This is a genomic window from Alteromonas sp. M12, from assembly GCF_037478005.1.
GTDB lineage: Bacteria > Pseudomonadota > Gammaproteobacteria > Enterobacterales > Alteromonadaceae > Aliiglaciecola > Aliiglaciecola lipolytica_A.
Window position 1 is genome coordinate 3,732,842 of the sequence record NZ_CP144164.1, and the last position, 15,843, is coordinate 3,748,684.

Consider the following 15,843-nt stretch of genomic DNA (forward strand, 5'->3'; position numbering starts at 1 on the left):
TTATCGGCAAACTCAATTAGGTACACCTAAAATTAAAACTAAAAACGTAAAATGGACTTATTTTATGAACACTGATTCAATCTCAAAAACATATGCATTTTTTATTAAAAATACGTTTTTCATTCTTCTGTTAAGCGTATTTTCAAATTTGAGCTACGCCCAACAAATGGGTGGGAACAACGAAAACTCGGTTTTCGCACAACAATCCGCACAGAGCGCCATTAAATTTGCTGAAGCACTGAATAATCACGATATAGATAGTTTAGGAGAAATGACCGACACGAAAAATTTAGGGCAAATTGTTGGCAGTGCGTTATTTTCCAAACAAAGTGAAATAAATGATTTTGTGCGTGGATTTTCGGCGGAACGCACACGGAAAACCTTAATCAATAATCTTTTTGCACAATTTTTCAATGAAGAATCAAACTCTAGCTTTATACGCATGCTTGACGAGCAAGGTGCCCTGCGCCCCCTTGTCCGCATCGACTACGCGACAGGTGGGCATGAATACCTGATTTTATTTCTCAACGAAGAACAAAAAGTTTTTGATTTCCATATCGCCAGCAAAGGCGCTCAATTTAGTGACTCCTTAACCCAAGCAACGGCATTGATGATATCTACTGATGATTCTTTTTTTGGCAAAATGTTTGGTAAAGAAAAAATTAACAAAGATGTGGTGGAGAAATTCCAACGAATTGGCAGCTTACGTCAATCAGGGCAATTTCTAGAAGCTTATAAATTGCTTTTAAGTATGCCGGAAGATATGAAAAAGCAACGAGTCATGATTGATACTGGTGTTGGCCTTGCGCAAAATATTAATGATCAAGAATATCTCGCACAACTTAGTTTGTTAGACAAATACTTTGGTCACCTACCCTCTACCCAATTTATGCTGCTAGATTATTATGTGATGACCGAGAATAACGTCAAAGTCATGCAAGCGATGGAGAACGTCATTAAACGCTTTGGAATGGATGGAGCCCTTGGCGAGCTGAGTGCAAATTTATATTACAACGCGGGAGAAATGAATGAAGCATTAAAATATGCCTACCTAGGTGTCAATGCTGAGCCAAATTTTGAACCTCCCTACTGGACCTTGTTAACCATCTATAATGAACAACAAAACTACCAAGGAGTAGCTGATACATTGAATCTGATCAGTGAACGATTGTATTACGAATTTACTCCTGAGAGTTTGGGAAGTGAACCCGCGTTTGCCGGATTCCTAGCCTCAGAAGAATACCAAGTGTGGTTACAAAACTAACTAAATAACCGATAAAAACAGCAAGTTAATAAGTACTAACTTGCTGAATCTAAGCTGGTATCTATATTTGCCAGCTTAGGTAAATTGCCCTCAATTCCAACTGCTTGTTTAATAATATCGTTTTTTAACGGCGATAACTGATTTGTCGCTGATAACCCTATATCTCTGATCAACTTTTTCACCGGGTTGGCACCACTAAAAAGTCGCTTGAAGCTCTCCATGACGGCAATCATTTGCAGTGCTTCTGATTTACGCCAACGCTCAAATGAACGCAGGTTTTTAGCCAAACCTATATCTTTATTTTGCTGTTGCAATTCAACCAGCACTTCGGCTAATGCAGCTGCATCAGCAATACCTAAGTTTGCGCCCTGCCCTGCTAAAGGATGTATGGTATGAGCAGCATCTCCAATCAAAACAATACGGTCACTCACCCACTTGCGACAATAACGCATTTTTAACGGATAACTGGCTCGTTTACTCACAAGCTTCACTTGTCCTAAACGCGTGTCACTGGCGGCACTCAAGGCATGATTAAATGCTCGATCATCCAATTTTAACAGAGACTCTGCCTTTTCGACTCTTTGTGACCAAACAATTGAGCACAAGTTTTTTTCATACAATGGCAACAACGCCAGAGGTCCGTCAGGGGTAAACACTTGTCGCGCCACATTTTCGTGCGCGAATTCTGTTTCAATAGTGGCAACGATAGCAATCTGATCGTAATCCCAAAAAGTCAGCGGTAAATTTGCCACTTTACGCACCAACGAATTCGCGCCATCAGCACCAACCACTAGTTTACTGCTGACATGATTGCCATTTTCTAGACTAATGAAACTTTCTGATTGACCAATGGAAATATTGGCGATTTTGGCACTAGCCGCAATTTCTACATTAGCGACTTGTTTGAGTTGTTGCATCAAACCTAAGCGGATGGCTTGATTTTCAATAATACTCCCTAGGTGTGTTTGCTGAATATCCGATGCCCAAAAATCAATTTTGGCAAAACTATCCTGTTCCCACACTTGCATGTGTTGATAAGGCTGCAATCGTTGCTCGCAAATGCCTTGCCAAGCGCCTAAATTGCAAAAAATGTTCTGACTAGCAAGATTAATTGCACTTACTCGTAACTCTGGATCTTGACCCAGAGGCTGATCCGCCGGCTCAGAATCGATAACCACAACACGCAAATCAGTATTCTGCAACGCCAGTGCAGCCGTTAAGCCAATAATGCCTGCGCCAATAATTGCTACGTCATAATTTTGCATGGAGTTTTCCTGATGTGCCGTGAAAGCCCATGGCATGGTGAGCTAAAATTTGTTTTATCCTAGGATGACAATCTAAAATACCAAGGGCTAGATTACGCCCTAAAACTAACGGAGGATAAAGATTAGAAAAAGTATGGACCAATAAATCCGTTGCACTAATTAAGCGGTCTTGGTCATTTTTGCGATTTTGTTGGTAGCGCTGTAGAGTTCGATATTGACCGATATCCTGAGTTTCTTCAGCTAATATAATATGCACAAGTTCATCAACATCTCTTAGCCCCAAGTTCAATCCTTGCCCTGCAATGGGATGTAAGGTTTGGCAAGCATTTCCCAATAACGCGGTGCGATGGTGAATGTGTTGTAACGCTTTACTTTGAATCAATGGAAAAGCACTGCGCCTACCGACGGCTTTTATTTTCCCTAATCGATAACCGAACTCATCTTGTAAACGCGCAATAAACTCCTCATCGCTTAACGCCAATACGTCCTCACATTGCTTTTGCGACAACGTCCAGACTAACGAACTTCGATACGAATCGGCTTGTTGCAATGGAGTCGTTAAAGGTAACAAAGCCAAAGGGCCATATTGGGTAAAACGTTCGAATGCAGTGTTGTTATGGTCTTCATACAGCGCAACATTGGCTACGATCGCTGATTGCTGATAATCTTTGAGCTGAATTTCGATGCCTGATTTTTCGCGAGTTGGGGAATTCCCTCCTTCCGCAATTGCCAATAGCGACGCACTCAATCGTTGTTCATCACCTAGAATTACATCTATCTGCCCCGAAGATTTATGAAGCTGTTCAATTGTTTGACCATAAAAAAAGGTAACTTGTTTTGCGTATCGGTGGATTTCGTTTTGCAATAAATTCACCAACACGGGTAATTCAATCACCTGCCCCAAAGCATCCAGTTGGTATTCTTGCGCAGCTAAGGTACTGCTCCCCAAATGACCTTGATCTGACACATGTATATGCGAAATTGGGCAAGCAAATTCAGATAACCCCGTTAAGCCTAACGCGGTTAACATCTGGTTTGACTGGGCAGAAAGAGCAACACTGCGCAAATCTAAATAGCTTGAATCGTCACCGCTAGAATACTCTGAACGGGGCGTCGCCGCTTCAGGGCTCTGATTAGCCTCTATCACGGCAACCTTAAGCTGACTTTGTTTCACAATCGCCAACGCTAAGCTAAGACCCACGGCCCCGCCACCAGCGATCACCAAATCAAATGATTGTTCAGCTTTGTTCATTATTGCTAGTTCGCCATCAAATTTTCAATATCTGCAATGGTCTTTGGCACTTTATCGGTTAACACTTCATACCCATCTTCGGTAATCACAATATTATCTTCAATACGAATACCAATGCCTTTCCATTTAGGATCAACCTCAGCCGTTTCAGACACATACAAACCAGGTTCAACAGTCATAACCATGCCAGGTTCAAACTCCCGATCTGCACCTGCCACTTTATAGTTACCCACATCATGTACATCCAAGCCAAGCCAATGTCCAAGTCCATGCATGAAGAACTGACGGTAATTTTGTTGTTCAATGTTGTCTTCTAAGTCACCACTCAACAATCCCAATTCAATTAGTCCCCTCGTGAGGACTTCAATGGCTTTATCAGATGCGGCTTTGAAGGTACTTCCAGGTTTAAACAAGGCAAAAGACGCCAATTGTGCATCCAACACCAGTTGATATAACGCTTTTTGTGGTTCGCTAAATCGACCATTTACCGGAAACGTGCGAGTAATGTCCGCTGCATATCCTTGCAATTCAGCACCGGCATCGATCAGCACTAAGGTATTGTCTTGTAGCTCACAATTATTTTCGGTGTAATGCAAAATACACCCATTGTCGCCGCTACCAACAATAGTTGAGTAAGCAGGTGACTTTGCACCATGCATGGCAAAATGGTGATGAATCGTGGCTTCTAAATGAAATTCATTTTTGCCCACTTCGCTGAATTTCATTGCGGCGATATGCGCATCACAAGAAATTTCGGCAGCTTGGCGCATAATTGAAATTTCAAAGTCAGATTTAAATAGGCGCATTTCATGTAGCAGTATGCGAATATCGAATTCGCAACTAGGAGCGATTTTCGATTGTTTTGGCGCATTGCGTAAGTTGACGAGTACTTCATCCATTAACGCATCACTAGGGCCATGATGACCGCGAGCGAAATACAGATTTTCGTGACCATTTAGGTAACTTGTTAAACCTACTAGGATATCGTCTAGGGGGTGAGCTATGTCGACTTCATAATCAGCTGGTGCCGCCTCAGCTCCAATCCGTCTACCTTGCCAAATTTCTGCTAATTCATCTTTAGGTAAACAAAATAAAGCGCTGAATACATCGCCCATTAATGGACTATTACTAATCACTAAATAGGCATCGGCTTCTGGAAAGCCTGACAAATAATGAAAATCACTGTCTTGGCGAAAAGGAAACTCAGTATCATTGCTGCGGGTTACCATGTTTGCTGCAGGTATGACGGCAATACTGTTTGGCAACATTCGCTCACGTAAAATTTGTCGGCGTTTAGTGCACTCTTTAATTAATTCTGATGACATCAATGTACCGTCTTAGGTTCAGTTTGTGCTTGGTCAGCTGAATGACCCAATTCGTTGAAACATAACATGCAAGAAACTCGAACGTATTCGATGACTTCGAACAAGGCTTTTTCTGCTTCCTCATTTTCTGGCATGGTTTCGTCCATACGAGAAATCTCATAGAAATCTTCTAACGCTTCTTTCACGTCGGCAGAACAGGCAGTTAAATCAGCTTGGTGCAAACCAAACCCCAACATAAAACCTTGAATCCAATTGATTAATGCTTTGCCTCTTTCGTTAATTGGAGCTGAGTCATCGGGCATACATAAGGTTAAAGTGAAATCGGTTTCTAATAACTGTTGGCAGGTATCATTGTAAAGCGCGGTTAATTGCACTTGAACCTCATTAGGTAAAGCGTCACCTTGATTTATTGAATCATTAAGCGCAACTGACCATTCCTGACTTTCTAACGCCATTCCACCCGATAACATACCGCAAAAAATGCCATGTACTTCAGATGCATCAGTGAGAATATTGTGCTGTTCCAATAAAGTAGACAACTCTTCATAATTTAAATGCGATGGATTCAATTTTGTTTCCTTTATTTTCCATTAGTGCCATTTCCACTCAAGAACTGACACAAGATAGGGCTTTGAGATCGTATCACTACCAAAGGTGCCTGCCTAGAGCATGATGAGGCTTTAGTAAAGCTTTGTCATTTTGATAGCGGTGACTGTGTTGAAATTTCGCCACTTAGTGCAGTTTATAAGCAACTAAAAATGAATTACCAGTTTTCGATTTTATTTTAGCGCCGCTATGCTAAAATTCGTAATTCTCCTGGGATGTTTGCCAGTTCAGTTTTGTCCCTGGCCGATGCTATTTAACCTGGAAATTGATTCCACTACTATTGTGCAAGCTTGGCTAGTATCAAGACGCCTACGGTAGTGATGATGTTTCCGCCCTGAACTTTCGGTTCACGGGCCCACACCGAACAGCGGCATTTTGGGAGATTCTAATTTCATAGGGCGAGGTGTCAATTTATTTGACACCTCGCTTTTTTATGCCCCCTCCAAAATTCACAACCCATTGTTTTATAAGAATATAAAAGTTGTCGGTTCATAAATTGCAGGTTATTCTAATACTGTTGATTGGACGGAAAACAGGCGTTATACAAAATACTTCAGGCACACAGGGAATTGGCCGATACAGTGCGCTAGCAGTTTCTTAGTGAAAACCACTAAACTTTTAAAATTAACGTTGAAAAGAATAATAATGTGATGAAAGTGCCACCGACTGAACAACAGGCAATGCGTGAAGCTTGTCCTGAATTTTTTGAAGACCTAGACCATCAAATCGAATGGAAGTGGGACGAGCATTTTGGCTGTCTTCTGGCTGAGTTTTCCGTGGACCATGCACAGCACGTTTATTCAATAGCCAAAAAACATTTTCCCCATATTTGGGATAAGAAGCAGTTTAAAAAAGCCAATCCGTTTCTCAAACACCGCGCAGGATTTTTCGGCATTCTCGAGAAAAAACAACAATTGCTTACCAAAGATGACAATGGGCAAAATGACTTAATGCTGTCTTGGTGGCCCTGGGGACACGGTGCGACTATATCTGTTCGTTTGTTTCAAGCTAACGAGCAACCATTTGTGGAAACTCAAGGTTTATTCGACAAAATTGCGTCTATCTTTTCTCGATAGCCTAGCAATCTCGAAGTGCAGAAATTTTCAGCAATAAGTTATCAATAGTTAAAAAATAACCTTTAGGCCGTCAAAGTTGACCAAATGGTCAGGTTAAACTGTTCTTTTTAGCGTTAACTTATGGTACAAACGCATTTCTTTGTAATCTCATAGCGCTAAATTGGAACTTTTATGGCTGTTATTAATTTCGGTTCAATCAATATTGATCATGTTTATCAGGTCGATCATTTTGTTCAACCCGGTGAAACCTTATCCTCAACAGATTATCAACAATTATTAGGCGGCAAGGGAGCAAACCAGTCAATTGCACTAGCGAAAGCGGGTTCCGATGTTAGGCATGTGGGAAAAATTAACGAACATGACGCCCATTTTAAGCAAGCAATGATTAAACAAGGTGTTGACTGCAAATATGTGCAGTGCACCGACTCCCCTACTGGCCATGCAATAATTCAAGTGGCCTCTTCAGGTGAAAATGCCATTGTTTTATTTGGTGGCGCGAACCTTGAAATTGAAAATCAGGATGTTCTCAAAGCCCTTGATGGCGCTGATGAATCTGCTTGGGTACTAACTCAAAATGAAACAAGCTCCATAGACATTGTGTTTCAAGAGGCTAAAAAGTTAGGGTTAAAAGTGGCTTTTAATCCAGCGCCAATGACTGATTCAGTGAAACAGCTCCCCCATGACTGTATCGATCTACTGATTGTTAATGAAGTGGAAGCAGCTGCAATTAGCGGAGTCGACGATATTGATCAAATGGAAGAATATTTCCGTCGCGAATGGTCCCATGCAGAGGTATTAATTACCTTAGGTAAACAAGGAGTGCGATTTGTATTGGCTGAAGAAACCATCACAGTTCCTGCATTCTCGGTTGAAACAGTAGATACGACCGCAGCTGGTGATACGTTTATTGGTTATTTTCTAGCGGCATACAGTCGACGTCATAAACCCAAGGATGCGTTAGTGCGCGCGTGCGCAGCTTCAGCAATAGCAGTGACACGTAGTGGCGCTGCCCAATCAATTCCGAATACTGAAGAGGTTGATCTTTTCCTCAGTCAGCATCAAGCTTAACCACAATTTATCATTAAAGAGAACGATTATATGGCTCATAAAATAATTCTCGATACCGATCCAGGTATTGATGACGCAATGGCAATATTTTTTGCCTTTCAATCTCCTGATATCGAGGTATTGGGATTAACCACAGTATACGGAAACGTACCTGTTACTATGTCGGCTCAAAATGCACTCACGTTATGTGAATTAGCTGATCAAGACATTCCAGTAACCAAGGGTGTGGGTATGCCTTGGGTTGGTCCTGAGTCAGGTTACGCACATTTTGTGCACGGTGATGATGGTTTTGGCAATATCGATTTTCCATCTTCAAAGCGCGAACTCGATCCTCGCAGCTCAGCCCAATATATTGTCGATATGGCTCGTCAACATCCAGGTGAAATCACCTTAGTGGCAATTGGCCCGCTAGGTAATCTGGCCTTAGCATTGCGTTTAGAACCTGAACTCCCCAACTTGGTAAAAGGTGTGGTCATTATGGGTGGCGCTGCGTTTGTGAAGGGTAATGTGACTCCTGTAGCTGAAGCTAACATATGGAACGATGCGCATGCCGCTGAGATAGTGTTTGCAGCGCCATGGGATCTGAAAATGTTTGGTTTGGATGTGACTAATGATGTGCCTTTCACGTTAGATTTTCTTGATGAATTAGAAATCAAAAACCCTAAGCTGGGTGGATTCGTCAAAAAGTCATCTCAGTTCTACGTGGACTTTTATTCACAAGATAGAGACGACCGTGTTTGTTTCTTCCATGATGCGATGCCACTGGCTTATTTAGTAGACCCCAGTTTATTTGAATTTACTCGTGGTCATGCCAGGGTTTCCACTGATCCACTTAACCGCGGACAGACAACAGTAGCACCAGAAGGTAGTACTGCCAGTCCTCTTTGGTTAGACGCCCAGCAAATCGACGTTGCCACCAAAGTTGATCATGATCGACTGCGTAAATTGTACATCGACACCTACTCGCTGTAATCACAATATCCCCTATCGAAAATGGTAATTAAGGTTACCATTTTCGTTTTAAACGCCTAATTTATCGATTCTGAGCTCTGAATACACAACTTCACCTGTGTCTCATCATTTAACTAAATTTAATCCTAAAATTTACTCACCAAGCTGATAGAAAAGAACCGAGTTATTGGTATACTGAACAGATATTGTTGTGCTTAATCTGTGTTTTCAAAGGTATCTTTGCGTTGTTAGAAAACAAATCCCATTTACGTAAACAATTTCGTCAATTGCGCCGCAACCTATCTGCAGAGCAACAAAAACTAGCTAGTCGAGACGCGCTTCAGACTGTTATCAAACACCAAATACTGGAGCATGCCAATCACATTGCACTTTACCTTGACCAAGACGGAGAGTTGTCTTGTACCGACATTATTGATTGGTGTTGGCAAAATGGTAAAACAACCTATTTACCTGTTTTAGATCCATCCCGTGAGAATTATCTAATATTTATTCGATATGCTGCGGATACTAAAATGCGTAAAAATCGATTTAATATTCCTGAACCAGTTATCTCATCATCACAAGTTAAAGCAGTGCCACAACTCGATTGTATATTTTTACCTTTAGTCGCGTTTGATGAAACTGGCAATAGGTTGGGTATGGGCGGTGGATTTTATGATAGAACACTTGCTGAAATAACCTCCTCTCCGGTAAAACCGCAGCTTATTGGATACGCCCATGACTGTCAGCAAGCGTCCAATTTAAGCACCGAAAGTTGGGATATTCCGGTCCACAAAATAGTCACCCCCAGTCGCGTAATTTCAACCTAAATAACCTCAAATCAAGATATCGCTTTAAATCAGTGTTTGTAGCCGCGTAGGAGCTAAGTGCGGTATACTCTGCGCAGATTTTTTGAATGTATTTAACATTGCCAATTAATAGGATCAAACATGACTCAAGATGAAAAAAAACGAGCCGCTGCCGAAGCCGCGATCAAATTTGTTACTGACGATAGTGTTATTGGTGTAGGCACGGGATCAACCGTGCATTATTTTATAAGCGCACTGGAAAAAGTAAAACATAAGATTAAAGGTGCGGTTTCTAGCTCTGATGATTCAACGGCAAAACTGAAGGCAATGGGAATCGAAGTGTTTGATCTCAACTCAGTAGACAATTTTGACATTTATGTTGATGGGGCAGATGAAATAACCAAACATAAACATATGATCAAAGGCGGTGGTGCAGCGTTAACAAGAGAAAAAATTGTGGCCGCTGTAGCTAAAAAGTTTGTCTGTATTATTGATGACAGCAAACAAGTGCCGGTTTTAGGTGCCTTTCCATTGCCAGTTGAGGTAATCCCGATGGCACGTTCGTTTGTTGCCCGAGAATTAGTAAAATTAGGTGGCGATCCTGAATACCGTCAAGGTGTGATTACCGACAATGGTAATGTCATTCTTGATGTGCACAATTTAAAAATTCTTAATCCAGTTGAATTGGAAAAACAAATTAATCAGATTCCAGGGGTTGTCACCAATGGACTGTTCGCCATGCGTGCAGCAGATATCGTATTAGTCGCCACAGACACCGAAGTAATTGAGATTGATTAGACCAAATAAATATAACAGGCTCTTTCTTATTTGAAAAAGTTCTGGTATTTTTCACATTCAAATAGACGTCCAGATGTCTCTTAATCCAGATATCTTTAACTAACGATCATGTACGGGAACATTAATGAGCAAAGTATCACTGCCCAAAGAAAAAATTAAGATATTGTTGCTTGAGGGTTTACACCAAAGTTCAGTGGAAACCCTTGAAGCCAATGGCTATACCAATATTGAATATATTAAGACGTCGTTATCGGAAGAAGAGTTAATCGAAAAGATTGCAGATGTTCACTTTATTGGTATTCGTTCTCGTACACAGCTCACTGCAAATGTTATAGATGCTGCGCAAAAACTCGTAGCGGTTGGTTGTTTTTGTATTGGTACTAATCAAGTCGACCTTAAAGCAACACAAAAACGCGGTATTCCCGTGTTCAATGCGCCCTTCTCTAACACCCGTTCAGTTGCAGAGTTGGCCCTAGGCCAAATCATTTTATTACTTCGTGGTGTACCAAGTAAAAATGCCAAAGCCCATCGCGGTGTATGGGAAAAAAGCGCAGTAGGATCATATGAAGCGCGAGGCAAAACCTTAGGTATTATTGGTTATGGCCACATTGGTACTCAGCTAAGCATCTTGGCAGAGCACTTAGGTATGCGAGTCCAGTTTTTTGATATAGAAGATAAATTGGTTTTGGGTAACTCAACTCAAGTTAAAACCCTTAAGCAATTACTCAGTACTTCAGATGTTGTTTCTTTGCATGTGCCTGAAACTGAACAGACGCAAAATATGATTGGCAAAAAAGAACTGGCGATGATGAAAGATGGCGCTATCTTAATGAATGCTGCCAGAGGCACCGTAATTGATATTGATGCATTGGCAGAAGCCATGGAATCAGGCAAGTTGAACGGCGCTGCTATTGATGTTTTCCCAGTAGAGCCAAAATCAAATGACGAAGAGTTTGTTTCGCCTTTGAGAAAATTTGATAACGTGATCCTTACTCCTCACGTAGGTGGAAGTACCCAAGAAGCACAACAAAATATCGGTATTGAAGTTGCGGGTAAATTGGCCAAATACAGTGACAACGGGTCGACGCTTTCAGCGGTTAACTTCCCTGAAGTATCCTTGCCATCACATATAAATCGTTCTCGTTTGTTACACATCCACGTCAATGCGCCTGGTGTTTTAACTCAGATCAACCAAGCATTTGCAGCTCACAACATTAATATCGCTGCACAATATCTACAAACAAATGAAAATATTGGTTATGTGGTAATTGACGTTGAGACAGACGATGCGAAAGAAGCATTTGAGCAACTCACTAAAATCGACGGGACAATTAAAACTCGTATTTTACACTAATCGTTTAACACTTCCCGATAGCCACTCTATCGGGAAGTGCTGTTTATTTTATGCGCCATTCAACGTCACCTTAAACGGGTTTCATTTGCCCCTCATAACTGAACAACCAATCAAGCCATCAATTAAAATGTAACCTTGCCCATAACAAGGTATATTAATAAGAAATTTATTGGTTAAAAACTCGTTCTACTGGTATTAATTATAATGCCAACGAGATTTGGGAAGTACTTAGATGCATAAGATATTCTGGGTTTGCACTGTGTTTGTTAGCCTTAAAGCGTTCGCGATACCGGTAACAATTGACGTTGTGAGTCATAACAATACCCCTGTTTTCCAAACTGTCGTTTACCTAGAGCCTGAAGACGATGTTGCGGTTGCTGAAATTAGCAAAGATATTGCGGTCATGGATCAAGTAGACCGTCAATTTATGCCACACATTTTAGCGGTTCAAAAAGGCAGTAAAGTAGTATTTCCTAATTCTGATTCAATCAAACACCATGTTTACTCCTTTTCTCCAGCTAAACAATTTGAATTAAAGTTGTATAAAGGATCAAACGCCGACCCATTGCTGTTTGAGAATCAAGGTGAAGTAGAACTCGGTTGTAATGTTCATGATTGGATGCTTGCTTATATTTGGGTGGTAGATACGCCTTATTTTGCAAAAACCAGTCAAGATGGAAAAGTAACAATAGACGTTCCTAAAGGTCATTACAAAGTCAAAATTTGGCATCCTAGAATTCAAGATGATTTCGACGCTTTGACCCAAATGATTAATGTTGATGCTCCAACTAGTGCGCGCTTTTCTCTAAAAGAAAAGCTATTACAAGACCTTAGTTTTTATGAGCAACAAGCAGATAAACTAACCGATTACGAATAGAGTGCAATGCTAATCAACATGGAACTTTGCTATTGATAGTTAAAAATTACCTTTTGTGCAAAACGTTGATTGCCAACTTTGTGTTTAGCTTGCTGGTATGTATAAGTGTTGTAACACCAGCCGTGGCAAATCAGATTGGCGGCCTAATGCAAATTTACCTTGCTGATGCTGACAGTTGGCAATCGTACCAACATCAAGGAACCGGTATTCTTCGTCACGATGAAAGTAAATTAGGTATTCAACAAGCTCTGTTGCACACAAATTTAGACATAACCTCCAGCGTAAGTGTAGATGCCGTGGCTAATTATTATGCTGACGGTGAACAACATTTCGGGTTTTCTCAAGCGTTTTTAAACTATAAACCTTTAAGCCCTGAAAAAATCAAACTCAAAGGGCGAGCTGGCTTTTTCTACCCACGCTTGTCATTGGAAAATGTCGATGCAGGCTGGCTATCTCCCTACACCTATACCCAATCGGCAATCAATAGCTGGGTAGGAGAAGAAATGCGAACGCTAGGTCTAGAGCTATCATTTTATAGCCCTGGCAGAGCAAGAAGAAGCCCTTGGACGTGGGAGATTGTTGCGGCGACTTTCAAAGGTAATGATCCTCTTGGTACCTTAATAAGTTGGCGCGGCTTTGCGATGCACGACCGACAGTCTCTTAACAATGACAGAGTCAACTTTGCAGCCTACCCGACGGTGATTGATACTGACTTTATATTTCATCCTGACTATGTAGAACCTTTCCATGAACTAGACCGACGTTGGGGGTTTTATACAGGCTTGCATCTGAGCTATTTCAACCAATCAAGCTTTCGTTATTATTATTACGATAATCAAGCTGATCCGTTAGCGGTTAACAGTCAACGACTTTATGGTTGGCGCACTAAATTCCATTCGTTTTCCATGCAACATAAATTAGACGCCAATACACGCCTGATTAGCCAAATTATGACCGGCAGTACTGTAATGGGCGTTAAGTATGTTTACGTGGATTTTGATGCTTGGTATTTAATGCTTAGCCATACAGTATCACAGCACCGAATAAGCCTGCGTTATGACAGGTTTATGGTATCTGAAGATGATGTTTTCCCCACCGACATGAATAACAGTGATGGCTACGGGCTAACTTTAGCTTGGCGCTACGATATTGATGAAAATTGGCAGTTAGGTATAGAGCAGCATTTCAACAAGAATACAGCACAAAACAGAGCCCAATTAGACCTTCCGATAGATGCAAATCAGCAGCAAACTCTATTGGTGGCGCAATTTCGTTGGTAAACGCCTTGCGTAAAACATAAAAAAGCCGGCGTAAAAAGCCGGCTTCAAGCAAATATCAAACAAGCAGGGATTAGAAAAAGGTATAAACCAAAGTGACTGCAGTTTGTGTATCTAGTTTTTCAGTATCATCAGATGCACCAGAGTTATGATCCAAAGTCACACTGAACTTCATAGACAAAGAACCATTTATTGCTGCAGATAACGACGTCACAGATTTAGATTTTGTATTATCTTCACCAACTTCTGTTGATAACAACTGTTTAAAAGTAGCGGTATCTGAGATTTTCCACTGATAATCTAATGCACCACGTACAATCAGACCTTTCTCAGTCTCACCCGCGACAAAATTTCCATCCGCGTCTTCAGTGCTCTGAGTCTTAGAATAAGAATAACCAGGACCGATACTGTATTCAAATGACGACGTTTCGTCTGCCCACAATTTTTGGTTCCAACCTACAGCGACGGTAGATTGATAATCATAACTGCTAAAACGGTCATCTTCGTAAGAACCAAAACCAAATAAACGATGGTCTGGGTTTTCTAGTTTATAGTTAGCCTGACCAGATACGAACCACTTCTGTGCCGTGGTTTGTGTAACAGTTTCTTCATCAACTGTTACTTGGTCTTTTTTGTATAACCCTTCAATAATGAAGTCGTTACTCCATTCTTCTAGTTCTTGGTGAGCAGACAACTTACCTTTAACGGAAGTAGTTTCAGTATTACCAGAAGTGACGATTAAGCCAAACTCGCCATCCATGGTAAAAGGTTTAGTTTCTTCTGCGCTTACATTTGCTGCTAGGGCGCAAAATATAACTGAACATAAAACTGATTTTTTCATTCGACTTTCCTGATTTTAATTAAAATAAAAACAGCTGATATTATTATTGTTTTACTGAATATTGTTTGAAACGTTTCAAACCACCAAGTTGGTAAACACAAAATGTACCAAGTTGCTGATTCATGGTTATTTTTAGCAATTCAATTAAAAAAACTGATATACCAATGTGACGGAAGTTTGAGTATCTAGTGGTTCGTCCAACTCTTGAGGTGAACGATTATGGGTCATATTAAAAGACAACTTCATAGCCAAAGAACCATTAATTTTTGCCGCCAAAGAAGTTTCCGAAAAAGAGCGTGAAAACTCATCGTCGGTTTCAGTGCTTAAATATTGCCTGAACGTTGCCATATCATTGAATTTTTTCTCGTATTCCATTGCCGCGCGGATTATAACACCAGTTTGATCTAACACATCAGTATTTTCTTTGGCAATCGAGCGCGCATACCCTGGCCCGACACTGTAGGTAAACTCACTCTCTTTATCAGACCATAATTGCTCTGTATAACCCACAGCTAAAGCGGCTTGGTAACGATATGAATTAAATCGATCATCTTCGTATTCACCGTACATGAATAGACGGTTAGTGGGATTTTTTAATTTAAAATCTGATTGCATTGAAACGAAAACATTCTGTGCGCTGGTAACTAATTCACTATTTTCATCAATAACTTGTTCGTTTTGTTTATACAGTACTTTTGCCACGTAACGGTGATGCCATTTAAGCAGATCTTGTTTAGCATTTAACTTACCGGTAACCGTAGTACCTGTGGTATTTCCATCGGCATAGATAACTCCGAACTCACCGTTCATGGTGAAAGAGTCGTGATGTTCAGCAGTCGCATCACCATGAAAAGGTGCATCAGCGAGAAAAAGTGCTCGAATTACATCAGTGCGTGCACAACTGGAAAAACTGATGAAAAGGCAAATGGTGGCGCAAATTAACTTCATATAAACCGATCTAAATTAGAATTTGTTCTATTTTTGCGACATTGTATATAATAACGTAACAATATGCAGCACTAAAATAGATTAAAAATCAAACAAATGCTACTTTCAACCCGTTCCTACATTGCATATCAA

At 40.8% G+C, this 15,843-nt stretch carries 15 protein-coding genes and 1 other RNA gene; 10 read left to right on the plus strand and 6 right to left on the minus strand.

Annotated features, from left to right (window positions below):
* Positions 1 to 64: 64 nt before the first annotated feature.
* A complete protein-coding gene (locus VUI23_RS15980) occupies positions 65 to 1,264 on the plus strand; it encodes a hypothetical protein (RefSeq protein WP_342804988.1) in 1,200 nt (399 codons plus the stop codon).
* Positions 1,265 to 1,299: 35 nt separating this feature from the next.
* On the opposite strand, the gene VUI23_RS15985 is transcribed toward VUI23_RS15980, so the two are convergent.
* The 4 genes from VUI23_RS15985 to VUI23_RS16000 are packed head-to-tail and all read right to left on the minus strand — an operon-like array spanning position 1,300 to position 5,675.
* Positions 1,300 to 2,529, minus strand: coding sequence for an FAD-dependent oxidoreductase (locus tag VUI23_RS15985; RefSeq protein WP_342804989.1), 1,230 nt, complete (start codon positions 2,527 to 2,529; stop codon positions 1,300 to 1,302).
* A complete protein-coding gene (ubiH, locus tag VUI23_RS15990) occupies positions 2,516 to 3,781 on the minus strand; it encodes a 2-octaprenyl-6-methoxyphenyl hydroxylase (protein WP_342804990.1) in 1,266 nt (421 codons plus the stop codon). The genes VUI23_RS15985 and ubiH overlap by 14 nt, the downstream gene beginning before the upstream one ends.
* Positions 3,782 to 3,786: 5 nt before the next feature.
* Positions 3,787 to 5,106, minus strand: coding sequence for a Xaa-Pro aminopeptidase (pepP, locus tag VUI23_RS15995; protein ID WP_342804991.1), 1,320 nt, complete (start codon positions 5,104 to 5,106; stop codon positions 3,787 to 3,789).
* A complete protein-coding gene (locus tag VUI23_RS16000; protein ID WP_216047189.1) occupies positions 5,106 to 5,675 on the minus strand; it encodes a UPF0149 family protein in 570 nt (189 codons plus the stop codon). The genes pepP and VUI23_RS16000 overlap by 1 nt, the downstream gene beginning before the upstream one ends.
* Before the next feature lie 241 nt (positions 5,676 to 5,916).
* On the opposite strand from VUI23_RS16000, the gene ssrS reads away from it, so the two are divergent.
* The 9 genes from ssrS (at position 5,917) to VUI23_RS16045 (ending at position 13,925) form a co-directional block, all read left to right on the plus strand.
* Positions 5,917 to 6,098: non-coding RNA, 6S RNA (gene ssrS, locus VUI23_RS16005), on the plus strand.
* Between the two features lie 264 nt (positions 6,099 to 6,362).
* Positions 6,363 to 6,788, plus strand: a complete 426-nt coding sequence (locus VUI23_RS16010) for a hypothetical protein (RefSeq protein WP_342804992.1) — start codon at positions 6,363 to 6,365, stop codon at positions 6,786 to 6,788.
* 171 nt (positions 6,789 to 6,959) lie between these two features.
* Positions 6,960 to 7,856, plus strand: a complete 897-nt coding sequence (locus tag VUI23_RS16015) for a ribokinase (RefSeq protein WP_216047192.1) — start codon at positions 6,960 to 6,962, stop codon at positions 7,854 to 7,856.
* A gap of 30 nt (positions 7,857 to 7,886) precedes the next feature.
* A complete protein-coding gene (locus tag VUI23_RS16020; RefSeq protein WP_303501334.1) occupies positions 7,887 to 8,828 on the plus strand; it encodes a nucleoside hydrolase in 942 nt (313 codons plus the stop codon).
* A 224-nt stretch (positions 8,829 to 9,052) separates the two neighbouring features.
* Positions 9,053 to 9,637, plus strand: coding sequence for a 5-formyltetrahydrofolate cyclo-ligase (locus tag VUI23_RS16025; protein ID WP_342804993.1), 585 nt, complete (start codon positions 9,053 to 9,055; stop codon positions 9,635 to 9,637).
* Between the two features lie 120 nt (positions 9,638 to 9,757).
* Positions 9,758 to 10,414: a ribose-5-phosphate isomerase RpiA gene (gene rpiA, locus VUI23_RS16030; protein WP_216047195.1), complete on the plus strand. Its 657-nt coding sequence runs from the start codon at positions 9,758 to 9,760 to the stop codon at positions 10,412 to 10,414.
* 124 nt (positions 10,415 to 10,538) lie between these two features.
* Positions 10,539 to 11,768, plus strand: coding sequence for a phosphoglycerate dehydrogenase (gene serA, locus VUI23_RS16035; protein ID WP_216047196.1), 1,230 nt, complete (start codon positions 10,539 to 10,541; stop codon positions 11,766 to 11,768).
* A 232-nt stretch (positions 11,769 to 12,000) separates the two neighbouring features.
* Positions 12,001 to 12,645: a methylamine utilization protein gene (locus VUI23_RS16040; protein WP_342804994.1), complete on the plus strand. Its 645-nt coding sequence runs from the start codon at positions 12,001 to 12,003 to the stop codon at positions 12,643 to 12,645.
* Positions 12,646 to 12,791: 146 nt separating this feature from the next.
* Positions 12,792 to 13,925, plus strand: coding sequence for a hypothetical protein (locus tag VUI23_RS16045; RefSeq protein WP_342804995.1), 1,134 nt, complete (start codon positions 12,792 to 12,794; stop codon positions 13,923 to 13,925).
* A gap of 70 nt (positions 13,926 to 13,995) precedes the next feature.
* Here VUI23_RS16045 and VUI23_RS16050 read toward each other — a convergent pair whose 3' ends face one another.
* Together VUI23_RS16050 and VUI23_RS16055 are read right to left on the minus strand one after the other, a co-directional pair.
* On the minus strand, positions 13,996 to 14,763 hold the full coding sequence (locus VUI23_RS16050) for a DUF481 domain-containing protein (RefSeq protein WP_216047198.1): 768 nt from the start codon (positions 14,761 to 14,763) through the stop codon (positions 13,996 to 13,998).
* A gap of 144 nt (positions 14,764 to 14,907) precedes the next feature.
* Entirely contained in the window at positions 14,908 to 15,711 is an 804-nt protein-coding gene (locus VUI23_RS16055) for a DUF481 domain-containing protein (protein ID WP_342804996.1), read from the minus strand.
* Positions 15,712 to 15,843: the final 132 nt, after the last annotated feature.